Source organism: Streptomyces coeruleoprunus (assembly GCF_039542925.1).
Classification (GTDB): domain Bacteria; phylum Actinomycetota; class Actinomycetes; order Streptomycetales; family Streptomycetaceae; genus Streptomyces; species Streptomyces coeruleoprunus.
In genome coordinates this window covers 1557702-1580233 of record NZ_BAABIT010000001.1, presented here as the reverse complement: position 1 = coordinate 1580233, position 22532 = coordinate 1557702, and the positions used below count along the sequence as shown (strand labels likewise).

At 73.9% G+C, this 22532-nt stretch carries 16 protein-coding genes and 5 pseudogenes; 16 read left to right on the top strand and 5 right to left on the bottom strand.

The genetic code is table 11. The annotated features are described in order from the left end of the window. Nucleotides 1–7: 7 nt before the first annotated feature. The 5 genes and pseudogenes from ABEB09_RS34900 to ABEB09_RS06840 form a co-directional block, all read left to right on the top strand. Nucleotides 8–136 (top strand): annotated as a pseudogene (locus ABEB09_RS34900) (hypothetical protein); the annotation flags it as partial. A 223-nt stretch (nucleotides 137–359) separates the two neighbouring features. Further along, nucleotides 360–689 (top strand): annotated as a pseudogene (locus ABEB09_RS34895) (hypothetical protein); the annotation flags it as partial. An 84-nt stretch (nucleotides 690–773) separates the two neighbouring features. Continuing rightward, nucleotides 774–4370 (top strand): annotated as a pseudogene (locus ABEB09_RS34890) (condensation domain-containing protein); the annotation flags it as partial. Nucleotides 4371–4612: 242 nt separating this feature from the next. Beyond that, complete coding sequence (locus tag ABEB09_RS06845; RefSeq protein WP_345688107.1) at nucleotides 4613–5257, top strand: alpha/beta fold hydrolase; 645 nt, start codon at nucleotides 4613–4615, stop codon at nucleotides 5255–5257. Continuing rightward, entirely contained in the window at nucleotides 5236–5496 is a 261-nt protein-coding gene (locus ABEB09_RS06840) for a hypothetical protein (protein WP_345688105.1), read from the top strand. Before ABEB09_RS06845 ends, ABEB09_RS06840 begins: the two co-directional genes overlap by 22 nt. A gap of 91 nt (nucleotides 5497–5587) precedes the next feature. Here ABEB09_RS06840 and ABEB09_RS06835 read toward each other — a convergent pair whose 3' ends face one another. The 3 genes from ABEB09_RS06835 to ABEB09_RS06820 all read right to left on the bottom strand — a co-directional run bounded on the left by ABEB09_RS06835 (nucleotide 5588) and on the right by ABEB09_RS06820 (nucleotide 9890). Then, the gene (locus ABEB09_RS06835) at nucleotides 5588–6526 is read right to left on the bottom strand and encodes a pyridoxal-phosphate dependent enzyme (RefSeq protein WP_345688103.1); all 939 of its coding nucleotides are present in this window, start codon (nucleotides 6524–6526) and stop codon (nucleotides 5588–5590) included. A 185-nt stretch (nucleotides 6527–6711) separates the two neighbouring features. Next, complete coding sequence (locus tag ABEB09_RS34885; RefSeq protein ID WP_425580044.1) at nucleotides 6712–9186, bottom strand: FtsX-like permease family protein; 2475 nt, start codon at nucleotides 9184–9186, stop codon at nucleotides 6712–6714. Continuing rightward, a complete protein-coding gene (locus tag ABEB09_RS06820) occupies nucleotides 9183–9890 on the bottom strand; it encodes an ABC transporter ATP-binding protein (protein WP_345688101.1) in 708 nt (235 codons plus the stop codon). The genes ABEB09_RS34885 and ABEB09_RS06820 overlap by 4 nt, the downstream gene beginning before the upstream one ends. A 270-nt stretch (nucleotides 9891–10160) precedes the next feature. Here ABEB09_RS06820 and ABEB09_RS06815 point away from each other — a divergent pair, with 270 nt between their 5' ends. The 11 genes and pseudogenes from ABEB09_RS06815 to ABEB09_RS06765 all read left to right on the top strand — a co-directional run bounded on the left by ABEB09_RS06815 (nucleotide 10161) and on the right by ABEB09_RS06765 (nucleotide 20876). Then, nucleotides 10161–10550, top strand: coding sequence for a cold-shock protein (locus ABEB09_RS06815; protein ID WP_345688099.1), 390 nt, complete (start codon nucleotides 10161–10163; stop codon nucleotides 10548–10550). 220 nt (nucleotides 10551–10770) lie between these two features. Continuing rightward, the gene (locus ABEB09_RS06810; RefSeq protein ID WP_345688097.1) at nucleotides 10771–12066 is read left to right on the top strand and encodes an MBL fold metallo-hydrolase; all 1296 of its coding nucleotides are present in this window, start codon (nucleotides 10771–10773) and stop codon (nucleotides 12064–12066) included. Beyond that, the gene (locus ABEB09_RS06805; RefSeq protein WP_345688095.1) at nucleotides 12042–12356 is read left to right on the top strand and encodes a hypothetical protein; all 315 of its coding nucleotides are present in this window, start codon (nucleotides 12042–12044) and stop codon (nucleotides 12354–12356) included. Before ABEB09_RS06810 ends, ABEB09_RS06805 begins: the two co-directional genes overlap by 25 nt. Before the next feature lie 74 nt (nucleotides 12357–12430). Next, the gene (locus ABEB09_RS06800) at nucleotides 12431–13267 is read left to right on the top strand and encodes a hypothetical protein (RefSeq protein ID WP_345688093.1); all 837 of its coding nucleotides are present in this window, start codon (nucleotides 12431–12433) and stop codon (nucleotides 13265–13267) included. Then, nucleotides 13264–14643, top strand: coding sequence for an alpha-hydroxy-acid oxidizing protein (locus tag ABEB09_RS06795; RefSeq protein WP_345688091.1), 1380 nt, complete (start codon nucleotides 13264–13266; stop codon nucleotides 14641–14643). Before ABEB09_RS06800 ends, ABEB09_RS06795 begins: the two co-directional genes overlap by 4 nt. Beyond that, a pseudogene (locus ABEB09_RS06790) lies at nucleotides 14601–15491 on the top strand (aminotransferase-like domain-containing protein); the annotation flags it as partial. The gene ABEB09_RS06795 and the pseudogene ABEB09_RS06790, both read left to right, overlap by 43 nt. A 294-nt stretch (nucleotides 15492–15785) precedes the next feature. After that, nucleotides 15786–16940: a 3,5-dihydroxyphenylacetyl-CoA synthase DpgA gene (gene dpgA, locus ABEB09_RS06785; RefSeq protein WP_345693860.1), complete on the top strand. Its 1155-nt coding sequence runs from the start codon at nucleotides 15786–15788 to the stop codon at nucleotides 16938–16940. Beyond that, nucleotides 16934–17530: pseudogene (gene dpgB / locus ABEB09_RS06780) on the top strand (enoyl-CoA-hydratase DpgB); the annotation flags it as partial. The gene dpgA and the pseudogene dpgB, both read left to right, overlap by 7 nt. Before the next feature lie 82 nt (nucleotides 17531–17612). After that, nucleotides 17613–18947, top strand: coding sequence for a (3,5-dihydroxyphenyl)acetyl-CoA 1,2-dioxygenase DpgC (dpgC, locus tag ABEB09_RS06775; protein WP_345688089.1), 1335 nt, complete (start codon nucleotides 17613–17615; stop codon nucleotides 18945–18947). A gap of 146 nt (nucleotides 18948–19093) precedes the next feature. Beyond that, nucleotides 19094–19747 carry a 4'-phosphopantetheinyl transferase family protein gene (locus ABEB09_RS06770; protein WP_345688087.1) on the top strand — a complete coding sequence of 218 codons (654 nt, stop codon included), beginning with the start codon at nucleotides 19094–19096 and terminating at the stop codon, nucleotides 19745–19747. Nucleotides 19748–19820: 73 nt separating this feature from the next. Further along, nucleotides 19821–20876, top strand: coding sequence for a cation diffusion facilitator family transporter (locus ABEB09_RS06765; RefSeq protein WP_380841801.1), 1056 nt, complete (start codon nucleotides 19821–19823; stop codon nucleotides 20874–20876). 22 nt (nucleotides 20877–20898) lie between these two features. Here the strand turns inward: ABEB09_RS06765 and ABEB09_RS06760 are convergent, their stop codons facing one another. Continuing rightward, nucleotides 20899–21630 carry a phosphoribosyltransferase gene (locus ABEB09_RS06760; protein WP_345693858.1) on the bottom strand — a complete coding sequence of 244 codons (732 nt, stop codon included), beginning with the start codon at nucleotides 21628–21630 and terminating at the stop codon, nucleotides 20899–20901. An 11-nt stretch (nucleotides 21631–21641) separates the two neighbouring features. Beyond that, nucleotides 21642–22310 carry a dienelactone hydrolase family protein gene (locus ABEB09_RS06755; RefSeq protein WP_345688085.1) on the bottom strand — a complete coding sequence of 223 codons (669 nt, stop codon included), beginning with the start codon at nucleotides 22308–22310 and terminating at the stop codon, nucleotides 21642–21644. Between the last annotated feature and the right edge of the window lie 222 nt (nucleotides 22311–22532).

Sequence of the window (22532 nt, the reverse complement as noted above, 5' to 3'; positions counted from 1 at the left end):
GCGGGGCGTGGCCGTCTCGTCCCGCTGGACGACCCGCGACGCGACGCAGCTGGCGGCCGTTGCGCCGACCGGGCCCGACGTCCCGCCCGTCCCCGACGCGGCGCTGGCGTACATCATCTACACCTCGGGGTCGACGGGCCGGCCCAAGGGTGTGGCGGTGACCCATGGCGCGCTGGCCAACTATGTGGCCGCCGTGCCCGGCGGGTCGGGCTGGGCGCGCCCGGGGCGCGGTATGCGCTGTTGCAGGCGCAGGCCACCGACCTGGGCAACACCCTCGTCTTCGCCAGCCTCGCGACCGGTGGTGACTGCACGTCCTGCCGTCGGAGGCGGTCACCGACCCGACGGCTGTGGCCGCGTACATGGCCCAGCACCGCATCGACCACCTCAAGGCCGTGCCCTCCCACCTGGCCGCCCTTGGTGCCGATGGCGGTTTGGAGGCTGTCCTTCCCGGCACGTCGCTGGTCCTGGGCGGCGAGGCGGCTTCCCCCAGCTGGGTGCGGGAGTTGCTGGAGGTCGCCGGACCGCAGCGGCGGGTGTTCAACCACTACGGGCCCATACGGGCCCACCGAGGCCACGATCGGTGTCGCCACCACCCCGCTCACGCCCGAGCTCATCGCTGCGGGCACCGTCCCCGTCGGCACACCCGTCGCCAACACCCGCTGCTACGTCCTGGACCGCTCCCTCAACCCGGCCCCCGCCGGTGTGGCGGGGAGCTGTACATCTCCGGTGACCAGCTGGCCCGTGGCTATGTGCGGCGCGCCGGGCTGACCGCCGAGCGGTTCGTCGCCTGTCCCTACGGCGAGCCGGGGGAGCGGATGTACCGCACGGGCGACCGGGCTCGCTGGACGCGGGACGGGCGGCTCGTGTTCGCGGGTCGTGCCGACGAGCAGGTGAAGGTCCGCGGTTTCCGGATCGAGCCCGGCGAGGTGCAGGCCACCCTGACCGCGCACCCCGAGGTCACCCAGGCCGCCGTCGTCACCCGCGAGGACACCCCCGGCGATGTACGACTCATCGGGTACGTCGTGCCCGCCGACCCGGACGGCGCCGACGCGCTGCCGGACGCCGTACGGCGGTTCACGGCGCAGCGCCTCCCGGAGCACATGGTGCCGTCCGCCGTGGTCGTGCTCGACGCGCTGCCCCTCACACCCAACGGGAAGCTCGACCGCAAGGCGCTGCCCGCCCCGGCGTACACGTCCACGGCGGGCGTCGCGCGGCGGCCGTCCGACGCGGGAGGAGACCTGTGCGCGGCGTTCGCCGATGTGCTGGGCCTGCCGGCCGTCGGCGTCGACGACGACTTCTTCGCGCTGGGCGGGCACTCGCTGCTCGCCGTGCGGCTGGTCAGCCGGATCCGTACGGTCCTCGGCGTGGAGGTCGAGATCCGGGTCCTGTTCGAGTCGCCGACGCCCGCCGGCTCGCCTCCCGGCTGGACGGCGCCGACACGGCCCGCGCCCCGCTGGTGCCCGCCGAACGGCCCGAGCGCGTACCGCTGTCGTACGGGCAGCGCAGGCTCTGGCTGATCGGCCAGCTGGAGGGTCCGAGCCCCGCCTACAACATCCCCCTGCCGGCCCGGCTCTCCGGCGAGGTGGACGCCGACGCGCTCGGCGCCGCCCTGCGGGACGTGCTGGAGCGGCACGAGGTGCTGCGCACGGTGTACGAGTCCGCCGACGGCGAGCCGTACCAGCGGGTGCTCGGCATGCCGGACCTGGACTGGCACCTGCGGGTCGTCCACGTCGCCCCCGACGAGCTGGACGGCGCGGTCACCGAGGCGAGAGCCGCCACACCTTCGACCTCGCGACGGAGATCCCCATCCGCGCCACCCTGTTCACGGCCGGGCCCGAGGAGCACGTCCTGATGGTGGTCGTGCACCACATCGCCGGCGACGGCTGGTCGTGGGCGCCGCTGGCCCGCGACCTGTCCCTCGCCTACGAGGCACGGCGGGCCGCCGGGCCCCGCAGTGGGAGCCGCTGCCCGTGCAGTACGCCGACTACGCGCTGTGGCAGCGTGAACTGCTGGGCGACGGCGACGACCCGGAGAGCCTGATGGCCCGCCAGATCGCCTACTGGCGGCGCACCCTGGAGGGCGCCCCCGAGGAGCTGGCGCTGCCCGCCGACCGGGTCCGGCCCGCCGCGGCCGGCTACCAGGGCCACGCCGTGCCGTTCCGCGTCCCGGCCGAGGTCCACGCGCGGCTGCTGGAGGTGGCCCGCGCCGAGGGCGTGACACTGTTCATGGTGCTGCACGCCTCGCTGGCGATGCTGCTGTCCCGGCTCGGCGCCGGCGACGACATCCCCGTCGGGTCGGCGATGGCCGGACGCACCGACGAGTCCCTCGACGACCTCGTGGGCTACTTCGTCAACACGTTCGTGCTGCGCACCGACCTGTCCGGCGACCCGACGTTCCGCGAGGCGCTGGTGCGCGTCCGCGAGGCCGGACTCGGCGCGTTCGCCCACCCGGATGTGCCGTTCCAGCGGCTCGTGGAGGAGCTGGCGCCGGTCCGCTCGATGGCCCGCCACCCGCTGTTCCAGGTCATGCTGCTGCTGGAGAACACCGCCGACGCGGTCCTCGAGCTGCCCGGCGCCACCGCCGCCGGCGCCTCGTCCGGCCTGGCGGTGGCCAAGTTCGACCTCGACGTCAGCGCCGCCGAGGTGTTCGACGCCCAGGGCGCCCCGGCCGGGCTGCGCGGCGGCGTCGTCGGTTCGGCCGACCTGTTCGAGGCCGCGACCGTCGCGCGGATCACCGAACGCTGGACGCGGCTCCTGGCCACCCTCGCCGACGACCCGGGCCTGCGGCTGAGCCGGCTGGACGTCCTCGACGAGGACGAGCGCCGGCGCATGCTCACCGAGTGGAACGCCACCGGGACAGCCGTACCGGACACCACGGTCGTCGGGCTCTTCGACGCCCAGGTCGCCCGCACCCCCGACGCCACCGCCCTCGAATACGACGGCGAGCGGCTCACCTACGCGGAGCTCGACGCCCGCGCCAACCGGCTGGCCCGCCACCTGGCCGCCCGGGGCGTCGGACCCGAGCAGGTCGTGGCCACGGTCTTCGAACGCACCCCCGACCTGGTGGTGGCGTTGCTCGGCGTGATCAAGGCGGTGCCGCCTACCTGCCCATCGACCCGGCCTACCCGTCCGAGCGCACCGCGTACGTGCTCGCCGACTCCGGGGCCGTGTGCCTGCTCAGCAGCCGCGGACTGCGCGACCGGCTCGGCGAGTTCGGCGTCGACCCCGACGACCCGGACGGCATCCCCGTCCTCCTCGTGGACGATCCCGCCACGGCCGGCGAACTGGCCCGCCTCGACGGCTCGCCCGTGACGGCGGACGACCGGGGCGGCGCCGCGCTGCGGCCCGAGCACCCCATGTGGGTCATCTACACCTCCGGCTCGACCGGCCGCCCCAAGGGCGTGCTCGTCGAACACCGGGCGATCGTCAACTTCCTGGCGTCCATGCAGGACCTGTTCTCGCTGACGCCCGCGGACCGGCTGCTCGCGGTCAGCACGGTCGGCTGCGACATGGCAGGCCTGGAGTTCTACCTGCCGTTCGTCACCGGCGCCCACATGGTCCTCGCCTCGCAGGACCAGGTCCTCGACCCGTGGGCGCTGCGCGGCCTGATCCGTTCCACGGGCGCGACGGTCGTGCACGCCACGCCCAGCCTGTGGCGCGGCCTGGTCGCCGACGCCGGCGACGCCCTGGACTGGACCGGCGTACGCGTCCTCATCGGCGCCGAAGCCCTCCCCGACGAACTCGCCCGCACCCTGCTCGACCGGGCCGGCTCCCTGACCAACCTGTACGGGCCGACCGAGACCACCGTCTGGTCGACGGCCCGCCACCTCGTCCCGGCGGACGCCGCTTCGGGCCGCACCCTGTCGTCGATCGGCGGGCCCATCGGCAACACCCAGGTACGTCCTCGACGAGCGCCTGGCGCCCGTGCCGCCCGGCGTGGCCGGCGAGCTGTACATCGCCGGCGACGGCCTGGCGCGCGGCTACCTCGGCCGGCCCGCGCTGACGGCGGGCCGGTTCGTGGCCTGCCCGTTCGGCGGGCCCGGCCGGCGCATGTACCGCACCGGCGACGTGGTGCGCTGGAGCACGGCCGGTGACCTGGAGTTCGTCGGCCGCGCCGACGACCAGGTGAAGATCCGCGGCTTCCGCGTCGAACTGGGCGAGGTCGAGTCCGTCCTCGCCGCACAGCCCTCGGTCGCGCAGGCCGTCGTGGTCGTCCGCGAGGAGACCCCCGGCGACCGGCAGCTCGTCGCCTACGTGGTGCCCGTACCCGGACCCGACGGGCGGGACGAGGACCGCGACGCCCTCGGCCGCGCCTTGCGCGCCGCCGTACAGGAACGGCTGCCCGGGTACATGGTGCCGTCGGCGGTCGTCGTGCTGGACGCGTTCCCGCTGATGCCCAACGGCAAGCTGAACCGCAAGGCGCTGCCGGCACCCGACCGTTCGGCCGGAGGGGAGCGGCCCCACCGTCCGTGACCGCGCTGGAGGCGAGCCTGTGCGAGGCGTTCGCCCGAGGTCCTGGACGTGGCGGCGGTCGGCGTCGACGACGACTTCTTCGCCCTGGGCGGGCACTCCCTGAAGCCGTGCGGCTGGTGGCGCGGCTGCGGGAACGCGGTGTGAACGTGGCGGTGCGCGACCTGTTCGCCGCGCCGACCGTGGCCGGGCTGACGAAGCGGATGAGCCTGTCGTCCGTGCAGGACGCGCTGGACGTGCTGCTGCCCATCCGCGCCGAGGGCACGCGCCCGCCGTTCTTCTGCGTCCACCCCGCGGGCGGCCTCGGCTGGTGCTACATGCCGCTCGCGCACAGCGTCCCGGACGACATCCCGCTGTACGGGCTGCAGGCCCGCGGCCTGGACGGGGCCGGCGGACTCGCGGGCTCGGTGCGGGAGATGGCCGCCGACTACGTCGCGCAGCTCCGCACCGTGCAGGAGACCGGCCCGTACCACCTGCTCGGCTGGTCGTTCGGGGCGACGGTCGCCCACGAGATGGCCGTCCAGCTGCGGGAGGCCGGCGAGGAGGTGGCGGCGCTGGTCGTCCTGGACGCCTTCCCGCCCGTCGCGAAGCCCGAGGACGGGGACGCGGACGCGGACGGGGCGGCCCGTGAGCCGGAGCCGGACGCGGAAGCCGAGCCGGAGCGTGACCGGAAGCCGACCTCGACCGCCTCGTCGAGGTCGTCCGCCGGGAGGCCGGCCACGTCTTCGGGGCCACATCGGAAGAGGAGTACCGGACCCTGGCCCGCGTGTTCCACAACAACGGCCTGATCGGCCGCGCCCACGCCTTCCGCGTCTTCGACGGCGACGCGCTGCTCGTCGTCGCCGAGGACAGCAAGCCCGAGGGCGCGCCCACCGTCGAGGCGTGGCAGCCGCATGTGACGGGCCGGATCGCCGAGGTCGGCCTGCCGTGCGACCACTACGACCTGTCACTGCCGGAGATGCTGGCCCGCGTCTGGGCGGCCACGTCCACCTGGCTGGGTCCGGAGGAGGGCGGCGCCGAGGGCTGAGCCCGCACGGGAAGGAGCCCCGGCCGCCGACGGCCGGGGCTCCTTCACATCCGGACGGTCGGGCGGCCGGGGCTCCTTCACACCCCGAAGGTCAGGCGGCCGGGGCTCCGTCGCATCCGGACGGTCGGACGGCCGTCTCCGGACGGTCGGCGAGGACCGCCGCGACGAGGTCCGGTTCGACGTTGCCGCCGCTCAGCAGGACGCCCACGTCGGTGACCCGGTGCGTGGACGCGTACGCCACCGCGGCGGCGACGGCCGTGGCCGCGGCCGGCTCGACGACCAGCCGGGCCTGCAGCAGCGTGTGCCGCAGCGCCTCGGCGATGGCGTCCTCCCCGACCGTCAGGACCGTCGACACCGCCGCGTGGGCCAGCGCGAACGGCAGGGCGCCGATCCGGTCGGGCCGCAGCCCGTCGGCGATGGTGTGCCGGGCCGGTACCGTCACCGGGCCGCCCGCGCGGAGCGCCGCCGTGAAGGCCGGGACGTTCTCCGGCTCGGCCCCCACCACCGCCACGTCCTCACCGGCGGCCGCCAGGCAGGCGCCCGCGACGGCGCTGCCGCCGCCGATCGGCACGACCACCGCGTCCAGCCGCCCGCCCTGCGCGGTCACCTGGTGCAGCAGCTCGGCCGTCGCGGAGCCCTGCCCCGCCACGACGTGCGGATTCTGGTACGGGTCGACGACGTCGTACCCGTACCGCTCGCGCAGTTCCTCCACCACGGCCACGCGCTCGGCCACGGTCGTCCCGGCGAGCACCGCCTCGGCGCCCGCCTGCCGGATGCGCCGCACCTTGGCCGGAGCCGCGTCCGACGGCAGCACCACGACGGTGGGCAGCCGGTGCCCGGCCGCCGCCAGGGCCACGGCGATCGCGTGGTTGCCGGTGCTCTGCGCCAGGACGCCCCGGCTGCCCGCCGCGGCCAGCCGCTCCACGGCCAGCAGCGCGCCGCGGACCTTGAAGGAGCCGCCGCGCTGGAGGTTCTCGGCCTTCAGCCAGAGCCGGGCGCCCGCGAGCGCGTCGAGCGCCTCGCAGCGCACGACCGGGTGCGCCGGAGCCGGCCGGCCAGCACCCGGACGGCCCGGTCCACGTCGTCCCGCGTGAGCGAGGGGGACCCGGGCGTCAGAGTCTTCTCCACAGGGACTCCTTCCTCCGGCCGGCAGGGCCGGTGACAGAGAGGGGGTTGCGCAAGAGGGCGCCGGAACAGGGGAGTTGGGGGATCGCGTCATCCTCGCACGCGCACTCGCCCGAGCGGAACGTTCAGCCGCGCGGCGCGGAGCCGTGGTCGCCGACGCCGGGCAGGTCGTCGGCCACCACGGCCCCTTTCCGGATCCCGCGGCTGCCACCGCGGGATGGTCACTCGTTGCGCAGCGCCTCCGAGATCGTCAGCCGCGCCGCCGACCGGGACGGCACGAACGCGCCCAGGAGGGCCAGCACGGCGCCCGTGAAGGCCAGCGCCGCCAGCTCCGGGGCCTGCCAGACGTCCATCAGGAACGCCGGGATGTCCATGTTCGCCGCCTCCACGGCGAGCGGCACGATCAGCCGGTGGGCGACGACCCCCAGCGGGATGCCGACCAGCCCCCCGGCCAGGCCCAGCACGGCCATGGACGTCAGCATCATCACCATCACCTGACGGGGCGTCATGCCGATGGACTTCAGCATGCCGAGGTCGCGGCGCCTGTCGCGGGTTGAGGACGACGGTGTTGAAGACGCCGAGCGCCGCGACCGTGCCCAGCATCAGCGTCAGCGCCGTCGCCAGACCGGTGACGGTCAGCGCGAACCCGTTGACCGTGCTCGTCAGGTCCTTCGGGACGAGCCCGGAATCGGCCGCCCTGACCGCCTCCAGGTAGCCGTCGACGTCCGTGCCGGCCGCCAGCTTCACCAGGTACGCCACCTGGATCGGCTGGTAGCGCGGTTCGAGCGGCGCGGCCGTCCCCCAGTCGGCGAACAGCGCCGACGGGTCACCGGACATGGTCGCGCCGACGACGGTCACCCGGGTGTGCCTGCCGTCCTTCTCCAGGGTGACCCGGTCGCCCACCTCCAGGCCCCGCTCCTTGAGGAACACCGACGGCACGACGACCTCGCCCGGCCCGTCCAGCCAGCGCCCCTGCACGATCTCCCGCTGGAAGCCCAGGCCGGAGGAGTCGCCCCGGAAGAAGTGACCGTCGACGCTCCGCGTGGAACCCACCAGCGACAGCGTCATCGACAGCCTCGCCGTCACCTCGGTCGTCCCCGGCAGCGCCTTCAGCATCCGCGCGGTCTGCGCGTCGCCCTCCTCCGACGCGACCCCCGCCATCGGGTCGCCCCGCTCCACCGCCACCTGCACCGCGCCCTTGTGCGCCGAGACGTCCGCGTACTGGCCCACCGTCGCGACAAGACCCGTCGCGAACGTCACCGTGGTCACCCCGACCACGATCGCCGCCAGCGTCAGCGCCGTACGCCCCGGGCGGGTGAACGGCAGGCCCAGACCCAGGCTCACCGGCCGCGGCAGCCGGGTGCCGCCGAGCCGGCGCTGCACCCGCAGCCCGTGCCCGGAGCGCGGCGCGCTGCCCGCGCTGATCGCCTCGGCCGCCGACAGCCGGCGCGCGCGCCGCGCCGGGACGTACGCGGCGAGCAGCACGATCGCCGGCATGCCCAGCAGGGCCGCCGCGTTCACCAGCGGACCCACCGAGGTGTCGCCCAGGCCCATGCCCCGGAACGCGTCGATCAGCAGCGGCCGCGCCGCCAGGTTCCCGACCAGGGTGCCCAGCAGGCACGCGGCCACCGCCGGGACGGACACCATCAGCAGGTACACCCCGACCACCTCGCGCGGCGTGAACCCCAGCGCCTTCAGCATCCCGATGTGCCGGAAGCCGGACACCACCGCGCCGCTCACCACGTTGGCGACGATCAGGACCGCCGCCGTGAGCCCCAGGACCCCGAAGACCATCAGGAACGGCACGTACACGCCGAGCGCCGACGCCACCTCCCGCTTGGTGACGAGGTACGAGTGGGAGCCGAGGAACGCGCCCTCCGGCAGGCCCTCGCCGGCCCTCGCCACGCCCGCGTCGACCTCCGCGTCCGTCGCGGCGTCGGCGAACCGGTACAGCATCTGCGCCGACACCGGCTTCAGCGCTTCGATCTGCTCGGGGGACACCCAGGCGTCGGCCGTCTTGTTGAGGCTGTACGCGTAGCCCACCACGGTCAGCGCCGGCTTGCCCGGCACCTGGAGGACCTCCCCGAGCGGCAGCGGATCCTCCTTGTGGCCGAAGGGCAGCGGGCTCTCCGCCGGAGGCAGCCGGTGCAGCACGATCTCGCCGGGCGCGGTCGCCCAGCGCCCCGACCACAGGTCGACCCGGTCCACCGGGCCCGCCGGATCCGCGCGGCCCACCACGTTCTGCGGGCCGCGCACCATACGGCTGACACCCTCCGGCACATCGAGCACGGCCTGCGGGAAGGGCCCCGCCGCCGCCTCGACGCCCGGCCGCCGCGCCGTCGCCGCCAGCGCCTCCTTCGAGACCTCCGCCGTGTCGAAGGCCGCCACCGCGTGGGCCCCGCGCTGCTGTGCGAAGCCCCGGTCGAACGGCGCCGACGCGGCCTGCAACAACCCGAGCGCCACCACGATCGACGCCGTCGACAGCATCACGACCACGCCGATCACGAGCGTCTGGACCCGGCGGCGCCGTACGGCCGCCCGCGCGGCCCGCCACACGGCCCTCACGCCGTGCGCTCCAGCGTCCGCTGCCGCGCGAGGCGGCCGTCGGCGACCTCGATCACCCGGCTCGCACAGCGCTCCGCCAGCCGTTCGTCGTGCGTCACCATCAGCAGCGTCTGCCCGATCTGGTTCAGGTCGAGCAGCAGGTCCATCACCTGCTCGCCGGAGCGGCTGTCCAGCGCGCCGGTCGGCTCGTCGGCCAGCAGCAGCGCCGGCCGGTTCATCAGGGCCCGCGCGACGGCCACCCGCTGGCGCTCGCCGCCGCTGAGGGCGGCCGGATAGATGTCCTTGCGGTCCGCGATGCCCAGCTCGTCCAGCAGTTCGAGCGCCCGCTTGCGGGCCTGTCGCGCCGGGGAGCCCGTCAGCTGCCCGGCCAGCGCCACGTTGTCCAGGGCGGGCAGGTCGTCCAGCAGGTTGAAGAACTGGAAGACCATGCCGATCCGGTGCCGCCGGAAGAGCGCCAGACCCTTCTCGTCGAGGCCGCCCAGGTCCTCGCCGTGGACGACGACCCGACCGGACGTCGGGCGGTCGAGACCGGCGACCATGTTGAGCAGCGTGGACTTCCCGCTGCCCGACGGGCCCATCACGGCGACCGCCTCACCGGTGCGGATCTCCAGCGACACTCCGTCGAGGGCGATCGAGTCGCCGAATTCCCTACGGACGTTCTCCAGCCGTACGACGACCTGGTCCGTACTCTGCGCAATGGTCATGCGATCGACGCTAGGGGCCGGGGAAGGGGCCCCGCATCGATCGGCGGAGGTAATCCTCCCGCCCCGTCATCCCGGGGATGTACGGCGGTGAATCCGGGGGATGACCTCTTCCCCTAAGGGGCGCCCGGCCGGATTCGAACTCGCGTGCCCGGGGGAATGCCCAACGTACTGCGGCCGGCCGGAAAGGGGAACGCTCGGCACGGCGGCCGCGCGCAGCTACGATCCGCCGTGGTCGTCCGGCGAGGGGCCCGGACTCGTTGGGGGTTCGGTATGGCTGCTGGACGTGTGGTGCGTTTCGACGGGACGCGGGGTTACGGATTCATCGCTCCCGAAGGCGGAGGGGAGGACGTCTTTCTGCACGTGAACGACCTGCTGATACCGGAGTCGTATCTCCGGGCCGGCCTGGAGGTCGAGTTCGAGGTCGAGGACGGCGGCCGTGGCCTGAAGGCGTCGTCCGTCCGCCTCGCCCACGGCGCCGAGACCCCGCCCGAGCCGCCCGCCCCCGACGTGAGGTGCGACGTCCCGCGCCGGGAGGAGTACGCCCGGGAGGTCACCGAACTCCTGCTGAAGGCCGGGCCCGGACTCACCGGGGAACAGATCCTGGAGCTCCGCCACGAGCTGGTGAAGGCCGCCGAGGCCCACGGCTGGATCCGCGACTGACCGCCCGGTCAATTCGCGTGACAGGCGCTGTTCAACTGCCGCACCAGCGCAGTTGAACAGCGCCTTCGCCGTTGTACGGAGACGGTGAACCTTGTTCTGTACAGCGGCGCCACGTCATAGTGCTCCGGGCGACAGCACTGCGTTTGCCGCGACCTGTGCGCTGGCAGTGGCGCCCTGGTCCTCACGTCTTGTTGGCAATCCGGAAGGTTGGCGGGCGCAGATGACTGATGTCCCGATGTTTCTTCGGTCGAAGGCGATAATCGAGCCGCTGGTGGACCGGTTCTACGCCTGGTTCCACACCGTCGCGCCGGTACAGGCGTCGATGAATCTGGCGTTTCTCCAGGTACCGATGCTCGAGTCGTATCTGCAATCCCCGCAGGTGCATATCGCGGCCAGTCACAACCCCGAACTCCGCGGCGGATTCTTCGTCAATATCGGCGAGGAACAGAGCGACCAGGTCCGCGACCTGCTCGACCACATCAAGCGCGAGCGGGCCAACATGCTGCGGTTCGCCGAGGCGATCGCCGAGGGCCAGGAGCTGCTCCGCGCCAACGCCACCGGCTTCGACCTCACCCCGCTCTACCCGAAGCTGCCCGCCGAACTCGGCGGCCTCGTCGAGCTGGCGTACGACACCGACAACCAGGCCGCGGTCCGCTTCATCGAGCCGCTGGTCTACCAGAGCCCCCTCTACGCCGAGGACCGGCAGTCGGTGCAGCTGTCGCTGGAGCCGGGCTACGAGCGGCCGTTCATCCTCAGCACCCCGCGCCTCCCCTCGCCGGACGTGCTGGAACTGCCCATCCCGTTCCGCCACCCCGGCCTGGAGGCCCTCTTCAAGGCCCGGGTGAAGCCCAGCACCCTCGGCCGGCTGCGCGAGGAGCTGGAACTCGACGACGCCCAGGCCGGCCTGCTCGCCGGGCTGCTCAGCGAGACGCCCAGCCTCTCCGAGGACCGGCACATCGACGCCGGCGGCCGCATCCGCTACTTCGGCCACGCCTGCCTGGTCCTCCAGACCCCCGAGGGCGCGGTCGTCACCGACCCGTTCATCAGCGCCGACAGCTCGGCCGGCGACCGCTACACCCTGGACGACCTGCCCGACTTCATCGACCTGGTGCTGATCACCCACGGCCACCAGGACCACATCGTCCTGGAGACCCTGCTCCAGCTGCGCGGCCGGATCGGCACGATCGTCGTGCCGCGCTCCTCGCGGGGCAACCTGGAGGACCCGTCGATCGGGCTCTACCTCAAGCACCTCGGTTTCCCGGTCGTCGAGGCGACGACGACTACGACGAGTTCCCCTTCCCCGGCGGCAAGGTCGTCGCCACCCCGTTCCTCGGCGAGCACTGCGACCTCGACATCCGCAGCAAGTCGACGTTCTGGGTGGATCTGGCCGGCAAGTCGGCGTTCATCGGCGCCGACTCCTCCGGCATCGAGCCCACGCTGTACCGCTACATCCGTCAGCACCTGGGCACCGCCGACATCGCCTTCCTCGGCATGGAGTGCGACGGCGCCCCGCTGACCTGGCTCTATCAGGCGCTGCTGACCAAGCCCGTCACCAAGAAGATGAGCAACTCCCGCAAGCTGTCCGGCTCCAACGCCGAGCAGGCGGCCGCCATCATGACCGAACTGGGCGCCACCGAGGCGTACGTGTACGCCATGGGCGAAGAGCCCTGGCTCGGCCACGTCATGGCCACCACGTACAACGAGGACACGTACCAGATCAAGCAGATCGACGAGTTCATGACCTGGTGCAAGGACCGCGGGATCAAGGCCGGCCACCTCTACGGCCAGCAGGAATGGCGCTGGTGAACCCACCGCAGTGACAGACGGCCAACCGCTGGGCAGAACCCAGTGGTTGGCCGACCGCCGGCAGGAGGCACTCCATGGCTGTGCGCGACATCGCGTATGTCGAGGTGTACACGAGCAGAAAGCAGTCCGTCGCCGACTACTTCGTCTCCACGATGGGGTTCTCGCGCACGGCGGACTCCGTGGCCGTCGACCGAAGTTCCGTGCTGCTGCGGCAGGGCGACGCCCATCTGGTCGTCACCACGGGCCCGGCCACCTGGAAGTTCCTGGCCGCCCAGGGCGACGGAATCGCCGATGTCGCCCTCACCTGCGACGACGTCGACGAGACACGTGCCGCGGCCGCGGCGGCCGGCGCGGCGGTGACCGGCACCCCGTACGGCGGCCCGGTCGTCGCCGGCGCGGGCAGCGTCGTGCACAGCCTCTTACCCCACACGCCGGGGACCGACCTCCCTCCGGGCCGGACGTGGGTCCCCGCGCAGGAGGCCGAGGACGCCTCGGGCCCGGGTGGCGCGCCCGCGGCGAGCCACCCGTCCGACGCAGGCGCGGGTGACGGCCGGGGCGTTCCGGCGGCGGCCGACGGCCCACCCCGCCGCGTCCAGGGCCTCGACCACGTCGCCCTGTGCGTCCCCGACGGCATGCTCGGCACGTACACCGCCCTCTACCGGGACGCCTTCGGCCTCACGGGCGGCACGCACACCGGCTCCGCCCGTACGGCCCTGCTGCGCAGCCCCGCCGGGCGCGCGGCCCTCGCGCTCGACCCGGACGGGCCGCCCGGCGCCCAGCACCTCGCGCTGCGCGTAGCCGGCGGCGCCCCCGTGGTGTGCGGGCTGCGCCGGCACAGCCTGCGCCTGTACGGCCGCTCCCACTACGGCCGCACCACGCTGTTCCCCCACCACCGGCTGGCGGCCGAATGATGCGCAGCGGCACCGCCACCGCCCCGGCCGGCACGCTCACCCTGGCCGACTACGCCGCACTGGCCCGCCGGCGCATGCCCGCCGACGCCTGGGCCCTCCTGGAGGGCGGCCCGGACGAGGAGCGTTCCCTGCGGGCCAACCGCGCCGCCTTCGACCGCGTACGGCTCCGCCCGCGCGTCCTCGCGGGCCTCGACCGCCACCTGCTGCCCGAGACCGAGACCCGGATCCTCGGCCGCACCTGGGCGGCGCCCGTCGCCGTCGCGGCCCTGGGACGCCACACCCTGGCCCACCCCGACGGCGAGGTCGCCACCGCCGCGGCCGCGGCGGCCGCCGGCGTCCCGTTCGTCGTGAGCAGCCTCTCCGGCCGCACCCTCGAAGACATCGCCGCGGCCGCCACCGGCGGCCTGTGGCTCCAGCTCCACTCCTTCCACGACCGCCTGACGATCCGCCGCCTCGTGCGCCGCGCGGAGTCGGCCGGGTTCGAGGCGCTGGTCCTCACCTCCGAGGCCCCGCGCCCCGGCGGACGCGGCCCCGGCACGGCCGGACCCGTGGTCGACCCGGCGCTGCTCACGTGGCTGCGGTCGGTCACCCCGCTGCCGCTGCTCGTCCACGGCGTCCTCACCGCCGACGAGGCCCGCCTGGCCGTCGACGCGGGCGCGAACGGCATCGTCGTCTCCAACCACGCCGGCCGCCCGGCGGGCTCCGACCGCACAAGGCGCCGCGCCACCACCGGTGGACGAGCCACCGACGACGAAGGGCGCCGCACCGGCGACGGCGGGCACCCGCCGGGCACCGCCGCCCTCGACGCCCTGCCCGAGATCGCCGCGGCCGTCGGCGGCGCCTGCCCGGTGCTCCTCGACGGGGGCGTGCGGCGCGGCGGCGACGTCCTGGCCGCGCTCGCCCTGGGCGCCGACGCCGTCCTCCTCGGCCGTCCGGTGCTGCACGGCCTGGCCGTCGGCCGCGGCGAAGGCGTCACGGACGTGCTCGACATCCTCATCGACGAACTGACCGACGCCATGACCCTGACCGGCATCGGCTCCGTCGCGGACGCCGACCCCGGACTCGTCAGCGGCAGCGCGGGCGAAGGCGCGGCCCGGCCCGCGCACACCACGCGGCTGCTCAAGGAGGAGCTGCACGCCAGCGTCTCCGACCCGGTGCTCGACACCATGAACTTCCTCAACGAGATCACCCACCGCTACCCCGAGGCGATCTCCTTCGCCCCCGGCAGGCCGTACGACGGCTTCTTCGACACGGGCGAACTCCTCGACCACATCCGCCGCTACCTCGACCACCTCGCCGACTCCGGCCACTCGCCGGCCCGGATCCGGGACCCATGTTCCAGTACGGGCCGACCGCCGGCCGGATCCGTGAGCTGATCGCGGACTCGCTGCGCAAGGACGAGAACGTCGACGTGCCGCCCGAGTCGGTCGTCGTCACCGTCGGCGCCCAGGAGGCGATGCTGCTCACGTTGCGCGCCCTGGTCTCCGGACCCGACGACGTGCTGCTGGTCTCCAGCCCCTGCTACGTCGGCATCACCGGCGCCGCCCGCCTCCTCGACATCGAGGTGGTGCCCGTCGAGGAGGGCGAGCACGGCTTCGACCACACCGTCCTCGACGCGGTGATCCGGGCCGAGAAGGCACGCGGGCGCCGCCCCCGCGCCTTCTACGTGATCCCGGACCACTCCAACCCCTCGGGCATCACCATGCGCCTGGAGGAGCGGCACGCCCTGCTGGACCTGGCGGCCCGCCACGACCTGATCGTGCTGGAGGACAGCCCCTACCGGATGGTCAGCCCGGGCCGGCAGCTGCCGGTCCTCAAGTCGCTGGACCGGGCCCACACCGTGGTCCACCTCGGCTCGTTCTCCAAGACGCTGTTCCCCGGGGCGCGCGTCGGCTTCGCCGTCGCCGACCAGCTCGTCGTCGACCGCACCGGCCGCACCGGACTGCTCGCCGACGAACTCACCAAGATCAAGAGCATGGTCACGGTGAACACCTCACCGCTCAGCCAGGCCGCCGTGGGCGGCATGCTCCTCGCCGCCGACGGGCGCACCGCCGACCTCAACACCGCCACCTCCGCCTACTACGGCAAGGCCATGCGCGACACCCTCGACAGGCTCGACGCCTGCTTCCCGGAGCCCGCGCGCTCCGCGCTGGGGGTCCGCTGGAACCGGCCGGGCGGCGGCTTCTTCCTCGCCGTGCACGTACCGTTCCGCGCCGACAACGCGGCGCTGGTGCGCTCGGCGGAGGAGTACGGCGTCATCTGGACGCCCATGTCGTACTTCTACCCCCGGGCGGCGGCGACCACGCCCTGCGGCTGTCCGTCAGCTACCTCACGGAAGCCGAGATCACCGAGGGGATCGGCCGGCTGGCCCGCTTCATCAGGGCCGAGTCCGCGACCCCCTGACCCGTCCCGCAGCCCCTCCCGGCACCTCACACACACTCACCGAAAGGCCGGTCGACGTGTTGACAGCAGTACGCCGTATCCGCAGCAAGACCCGCATGTGGGGGTGGACCTACCGATGACCGTCACCCTCCCCGGCGACACCCTCCTGGACCTGCCGGAACCGCACGCCAAGGACGCCCCGAACCCCGCCAGGATCACCGGCGTCGGCACGGCCGTCACCGCGCACTCCTACACCCAGCGGGAAGTCCTCGACATCTTCCGCATCACCGACCCCAAGATCCGCTCCGTCTTCCTGAACAGCGCCATCGAACGCCGCTTCCTCACCCTGCCGCCGCTCGGCGCCGACGGTGAACGCCGGCCCGAGTCCCAGGGCGAACTGCTCGCCAAGCACAAGAGGACCGCCCTCGACATGGGCGCGCGCGCCGTACGCGCCTGCCTCGACGACGCCGGGCTCGACCTCGCCGACATCGACCACCTGTGCTGCGTGACCACGACCGGGTTCCTCACCCCCGGACTGAGCGCCCACCTCATCCGCGACCTGGGCATCGACCCCGGCTGCAGCCGTGTCGACGTCGTCGGCATGGGCTGCAACGCGGGCCTCAACGCCCTGAACGCCACCGCCGCCTGGGCCGTGGCGCACCCCGGCCAGGTCGCCGTCCTGCTGTGCGCCGAGGCCTGCTCCGCCGCCTACGTCATCGACTCGACGCTGCGCACCGCCGTCGTCAACAGCCTCTTCGGGGACGGCGCGGCCGCCATCGCCGTCGTCGCCGACCCGCGGGACGCCGCCGGCCCCCCGTACGTCCCCGCCACACCGCCGAGCCCCGCCCGCGGACCCCGGCTGCTGGCCTTCGCCAGCCACCTCATCACCGACGCGATCGAGGCGATGCGCTACGACTGGGACGACGACCAGGGCAAGTTCAGCTTCTACCTGGACCCGCACGTGCCCTACGTCGTCGGCGCGCACGCCGAACAGGTCGTGGACCGGCTGCTGTCCGGCGCCGGCCTGCGCCGCAGCGACATCGCCCACTGGCTGGTGCACTCGGGCGGCAAGAAGGTGATCGACGCCGTGCGGGTCAACCTCGGCCTGACCCGCCACGACGTCCGGCACACCAGCGAGGTGCTGCGGGACTACGGCAATCTGTCGAGCGGATCGTTCCTCTTCTCGTACGAACGGCTGCTGAAGGAGAACGTCGTCGAATCCGGCGACCACGGCGTACTGATGACCATGGGCCCCGGCTCGACGATCGAGACGGCGCTCGTCCAATGGTGACGGGGGAGCGAATGACACAGGATCTGGTACTCGACATCGACGGGACGCGGCCGCTGACGGCCGAGGCGGTCGCGGACGTCGTCGCCCTCTGCGACAGCGCGGAGAGCCGCGGTGGACAGGGCGCCGTCGTCGTCCGGGTGAGCGGCGCGCCGGGCGAACTGCGCCCGGAGGACCCCACCGTGGGGCTCGTCAGCAAGTGGGAGCGCGCCCTGCACCGGCTCGAACGCCTTCCGGCGCTCACCGTCGGCGTCGCAGACGGCGACTGCGGCGGGCTCGCCCTGGACGCCCTGCTGGCCACCGACTACCGCATCGCCACCGGCTCGGTACGCCTCGTGCCGACCCTCGCGGGCGGCGGCACCTGGCCCGGCATGGCCCTGTACCGGCTGGCCCGCCAGGGCGCGTGGGCGGCACCCGTGCGGCGTGCGGCGCTGCTGGGGGCGCCCATCGGCCTCTCGGACGCGCTCGCCCTGCACCTGGTCGACGAGGTGAGCGACGACCCGGAGGCCGCCGTGGCCGCCACGGCCGAGCTGACCGGCGACATCTCCGGCGCCGAACTGGCCATCCGCCGCCAGCTCATGGCCGATGCCACGACGGTCGGCTTCCAGGAGGCCCTGGGCGCCCACCTGGCCGCCTGCGACCGCACCCTGCGCCGCGTCGCGGCCGGACGGCATCATGACGCCCGGTCCCCCCGAGACCGCCCTGCGGGACGTACGGGGCGAGTTGCCCCTGGCCCGCGCGGCGCTCGCGCGGGCCGCCCGGCGGGCCGAGGAGACACTGGCCGCGCTGCCCGGGCCGGGACGGCGCACGGAGCGGGAACAGGCCGCGGCGGCCGAGGCCCTCGACGCCGCGCGCACCCTGCGCTGCGCCTTCCTCGACCACCACGTCGACGCCGTCTACGACGAACTCACCGCCCACCGCACCCGCCACGCCCGGCTCGACGAGCTGGCCGCGGCGGCCGCCGCCGCGTTCCCCGGCCTCGTGCCCACCGAGGAGCGGCTCGCCGCCGAACGGGCCCTGCCGCAGGCCCACAAAGAAGGCCACGAGATCGACCAGGGCATCTTCTTCGGCCGGGTCCTGACCTCGCCGCTCGCCGGCCCGCACCTCATGGACGCGATGCTGCGGCCCACGCCCCGGGCGCTGGAGCTGCTGCCCCGGTTCGCCGAGACCGGCATCGCCGACCTCGGCTCCGTACGGCTGGAGCGCACCGACGGAGTGGCGCGGCTCACGATGTGCCGCGACGACTGCCTCAACGCCGAGGACGACCGCCAGGTCGACGACATGGAGACCGCCGTCGACCTGGCGCTCCTGGACCCGGCCGTGGAGGTCGCCCTCGTCCGCGGCGGCGAGATGACCCACCCCCGCTACCGGGGCCGCCGCGTCTTCAGCGCGGGCATCAACCTCAAGGCCCTCCACAACGGCGGCATCTCCCTGGTCGACTTCCTGCTGCGCCGCGAACTGGGCTACCTGCACAAGATCCTGCGCGGGCTGCTCCTGGACGACGGCCCGGCATGGCTGCCCCGCACCCGGGGCAAGCCGTGGGTGGCCGCCGTCGACACGTTCGCCATCGGCGGGGGCGCCCAGCTGCTCCTGGTGTTCGACCAGGTGCTGGCCGCGTCGGACGCGTACATCAGCCTGCCCGCCGCGCAGGAGGGCATCATCCCGGGCGTCTCCAACTTCCGGCTCGGCCGGTTCACCGGGCCGCGCCTGGCCCGGCAGATCATCCTGAACGGCCGCCGCGTCGAGGCCCGCGAGCCGGAGGCGCTGCTCCTCGTCGACGAGGTCCACGACCCCGAGGACCTGGACCTGGCCGTCGAGCGCAGCCTCGACCGGCTGCGCGGCGCGGCCGTGAACGCCAACCGGCGGATCCTGAACCTGGCGGAGGAGTCGCCCGAGGAATTCCGCCGCTACATGGCCGACTTCGCGCTCCAGCAGGCACTGCGGCTGTACAGCAGTGACGTCATCGGCAAGGTCGGCCGCTTCTCGCAGGGCAGGCCTCCCGCCGGCTGAGACCGGTGAGCACGTCCGCCACCCCTCGGCGGACGTGCTCACCCGCCTTGATGCCCCGGAGGGGCCTGGCATAGGTTGATGACCGCGATCATCGTGATCATGGCGATCGTCGCGAGGGCGCCACGGCTCCGGGGGAAGGGCTGTTCGTGATCGGGAAACTGCTGCCACCGCCGGTGTCGGTCGCGGAGGCCTTCCAGGACCCGCCCGGCCTGCCGCTGTTCGGCGCCGAGCCCGACGAGATCAGCCGCGCCGTACCCAAGCGCAGACGGGAGTTCACCACCGTCCGCTGGTGCGCCCGGCAGGCCCTCGCCGGCCTCGGCCACGGCCCCGTCCCGATCCTGCGCGGCGAACGCGGCGCCCCCGTGTGGCCGGACGGCATCGTCGGCAGCATGACCCACTGCGACGGCTACCGCGCGGCGGCCGTGGCCCACGCGTCCGAGGTGCGGGGCATCGGTCTGGACGCCGAGACCCACCAGCCGCTGCCCGACGGCGTCCTCGACCTCATCGCCCTGCCCGCCGAACAGCGGCACATCGCCGAACTGTCCGGCACCGACCCGGAGGTCCACTGGGACCGGCTCCTGTTCAGCATCAAGGAGTCCGTCTACAAGGCGTGGTTCCCGCTGACCCGCCGCTGGCTCGGCCACGAACAGGCCGAGATCACCATGGCGTTCGACGGGACGTTCGCCGCGCGGATCCTGGAGGCCGACCCGCGCGTGCCCGCCGAGGGCTTCACCGGACGGTGGGCGACCGACCGCGAACGGGGTCTGGTCGTCAGCGTCATCACGGTCCCGCTGGGCTGATTTCCGCAGGTCGGAGGCGCGTTATCGGAGATGACAACGGTCACCGGTGCAGCCTTTGCCGGATCGTACGACCATGCGCTTCACTGCCCTCGGTCACGTCCACCGCTGGGGGAAGGGTGCACGCATGTACGGACACCGGCACGACCACGAGACGCACCGGCACGCCGGGGCCGGCCACGACCACTCCGGCCACGACCACACCGGCCACGACCACTCCGGGCACTCCCACGACATCTCGCCGGACGCGGACCGCCGCTGGCTCGGCCTCGCGCTCCTCCTCATCACCGGCTTCATGGCGGTCGAGGTCGTCGTCGGCCTCCTCGCCCGCTCCCTGGCGCTGCTCTCGGACGCGGCGCACATGCTCACCGACGCCGCTGCCATCGTTCTCGCCCTGATCGCCATGCGGCTCGCCGCCCGCCCGGCGAGCGGCCACTACACGTACGGGCTCAAGCGCGCCGAGATACTGTCCGCGCAGGCCAACGGCCTCTCGCTGCTTCTGCTGGGCGGCTGGCTCGGATACGAGGCGGTCGAGCGCCTGATCGACCCGCCCGAGGTCCACGGCGGCCTGGTCCTCGCCACCGCGCTCGCCGGAGTCGTCGTCAACGTCCTCGCCGCCTGGTGCCTGTCGAAGGCCAACCGCTCGTCGCTCAACGTCGAAGGCGCCTTCCAACACGTCCTGAACGACCTCTACGCCTTCATCGGCACCGCCGTCGCCGGCCTCGTCGTCGTCCTCACCGGCTTCACCCGCGCCGACGCCCTCGCCACGCTCGCCGTCGTCGCCCTGATGTTCCGTGCCGGCTACCGCCTGGTGCGCGACTCCGGCCGGGTGCTCCTCGAAGCGGCGCCGCCCGGTATCGACCCGCGGGGGATCGGCGCCCGGCTGGCCTCGCCCGAGGCCGTCGTCGAGGTCCACGACCTGCACATCTGGCAGATCACCTCCGGCCAGACCGCCCTGTCCGCGCACGTCCTGGTCGCACCCGGCGGCGACTGCCACGCGGCCCGCCGCGACCTGGAGGCCCTGCTCGCGCGGGAGTACGGCATCAGCCACACGACGCTCCAGGTGGAGCACGCCCCGGACCCGGTGATGCAGCTGAGCCGCCCGCGCACCGCCCAGCCCGCATCGAGCTGAGCAGCACGTGAGTGCGCGGCGCCTACCGGGGCGAGCCCGGGCCGCCCACCGGAGGCCCGGGGGAGGGGCCGCCCACCGGGGCGCGGCCCACGCCCCCGGTCCGCAGGCGGCTCTCCAGGATCTCGACCACCTCGTCGTCGGCGACCTGCGTGAAGTCGTCGTACCAGAGGCCCACCGCACGGAAGTCCGCCGGCTGCGAGAGGCAGACCAACTGGTCGACGTCCTCCTGCAGTTCCGCGAGCGCCCGGGAGTCGCCCACCGGGACCGCGACCACCACGCGGGCGGGCGCGTCACGCCGTATCAGGCGCAGTGCGGCGCGGACCGTCACGCCGGTGGCCAGGCCGTCGTCGACCAGGACGACGGTACGGCTCCGCAGATCGGGCGCGAGCCGGCCGTGCCGGTACAGGGCCTCGCGCCGGTTCAGCTCCGTACGCTCATGGGCGACCTCGGCGCCCAGCTGGTCCGCGGTGATGTCGAGGAACCGCAGGATCCGCTCGTCCCACACCGGCGGGTCGTTCGCGACGATCGCGCCGATCCCGACCTCCGGCGTCCCGGGGGCGCCGATCTTGCGGGCCACCAGCACGTCGAGGGGCGCGCCCAGCGCCCGCGCCACGTGGGCCGCCACCGGCACCCCGCCCCTCGGCAGGGCGAGGACGAACGGACGGGGCCACTCCTGGCGCTCCGCCTGCTCGCGCACCCGCTCCGCGAGCCGCAGTCCCGCGTCGTCCCGGTCCCGGAACCGGTCGGCGCGCATCTCCTCGTACGTCACCGCTCCTCCTCGAAGGCATGGTCGCCCGGCCGCCGGAACCAGTCGCGCGCGGCACGGGCCACGTGCTCCAGCGCGCCCGGCTCCTCGAAGAGGTGCGTGGCGCCGGGAACGACCTCGACGCGGTAGGGAACCCTCAGCCGGGCGGCGGCCTCCCGGTTCAGCGCCAGCACCTCGGTGTCGGCGCCGCCGACGATCAGCAGGACGGGCGCCGCGACGCGGGGCAGCGCGTCCCCGGCCAGGTCCGGCCGGCCGCCGCGCGACACCACCGACTGCACCCGCACCGGCCGCTCGGCCGCAGCCCGCAGCGCCGCGGCGGCGCCGGTGCTGGCACCGAACAGGCCGACCGCGAACCGTTCCGTGCCCGGCTCGGCGGCCAGCCAGTCGATCGCGGACACGACGCGCGAGGTCAGCAGGTCGATGTCGAACCGGTGCTCGGCCGTCATCATGTCCCTGCGCTCCTCGCGCTCGGTGAGCAGATCCAGCAGCAGCGTGCCGAGGCCCGCCTGCTGGAGCGCACCGGCGACGGCGCGGTTGCGCGGACTGTGCCGCGAGCTGCCGCTGCCGTGCGCGAACACCACCATCACCGGCATCGACGTGGGCAGCGCGAGGTCACCGTGCAGCGCGGACCCGTCGACGGCCGGCAGGACGACCTCCTCCAGAATCACGGGTTTCCCTCCTCACGAGCGGTACGCCCCGAGCCGGACGGGCCGGGGCCCGACGGCCACCGGGGCCGGATGCCCGGAACCGCGGACGCCGGACGACGAAGGGCCGCCGACGGGCCGGGGGACACGCCGCCGGCCCGCCGGGGCCGTCCCACCCGCGCCCGGGCGGCTCACGAACCGCTCCCTCGCAGTACGGAGTACGGGTGCTCCACGCCCGCCGGCGCA

Bases quoted from the DNA above. Each gene is read 5' to 3' on its own strand.
- ABEB09_RS06810 (WP_345688097.1), top strand. From the start codon at position 10,771: ATGACTGATGTCCCGATGTTTCTTCGGTCGAAGGCGATAATCGAGCCG.
- ABEB09_RS06805 (WP_345688095.1), top strand. From the start codon at position 12,042: ATGGAGTGCGACGGCGCCCCGCTGACCTGGCTCTATCAGGCGCTGCTG.
- dpgA (WP_345693860.1), top strand. From the start codon at position 15,786: ATGACCGTCACCCTCCCCGGCGACACCCTCCTGGACCTGCCGGAACCG.
- dpgC (WP_345688089.1), top strand. From the start codon at position 17,613: ATGACGCCCGGTCCCCCCGAGACCGCCCTGCGGGACGTACGGGGCGAG.
- ABEB09_RS06820 (WP_345688101.1), bottom strand. From the start codon at position 9,890: ATGACCATTGCGCAGAGTACGGACCAGGTCGTCGTACGGCTGGAGAAC.
- ABEB09_RS06815 (WP_345688099.1), top strand. From the start codon at position 10,161: ATGGCTGCTGGACGTGTGGTGCGTTTCGACGGGACGCGGGGTTACGGA.
- ABEB09_RS06800 (WP_345688093.1), top strand. From the start codon at position 12,431: ATGGCTGTGCGCGACATCGCGTATGTCGAGGTGTACACGAGCAGAAAG.
- ABEB09_RS06765 (WP_380841801.1), top strand. From the start codon at position 19,821: ATGCGCTTCACTGCCCTCGGTCACGTCCACCGCTGGGGGAAGGGTGCA.
- ABEB09_RS06795 (WP_345688091.1), top strand. From the start codon at position 13,264: ATGATGCGCAGCGGCACCGCCACCGCCCCGGCCGGCACGCTCACCCTG.
- ABEB09_RS06760 (WP_345693858.1), bottom strand. From the start codon at position 21,630: ATGCGCGCCGACCGGTTCCGGGACCGGGACGACGCGGGACTGCGGCTC.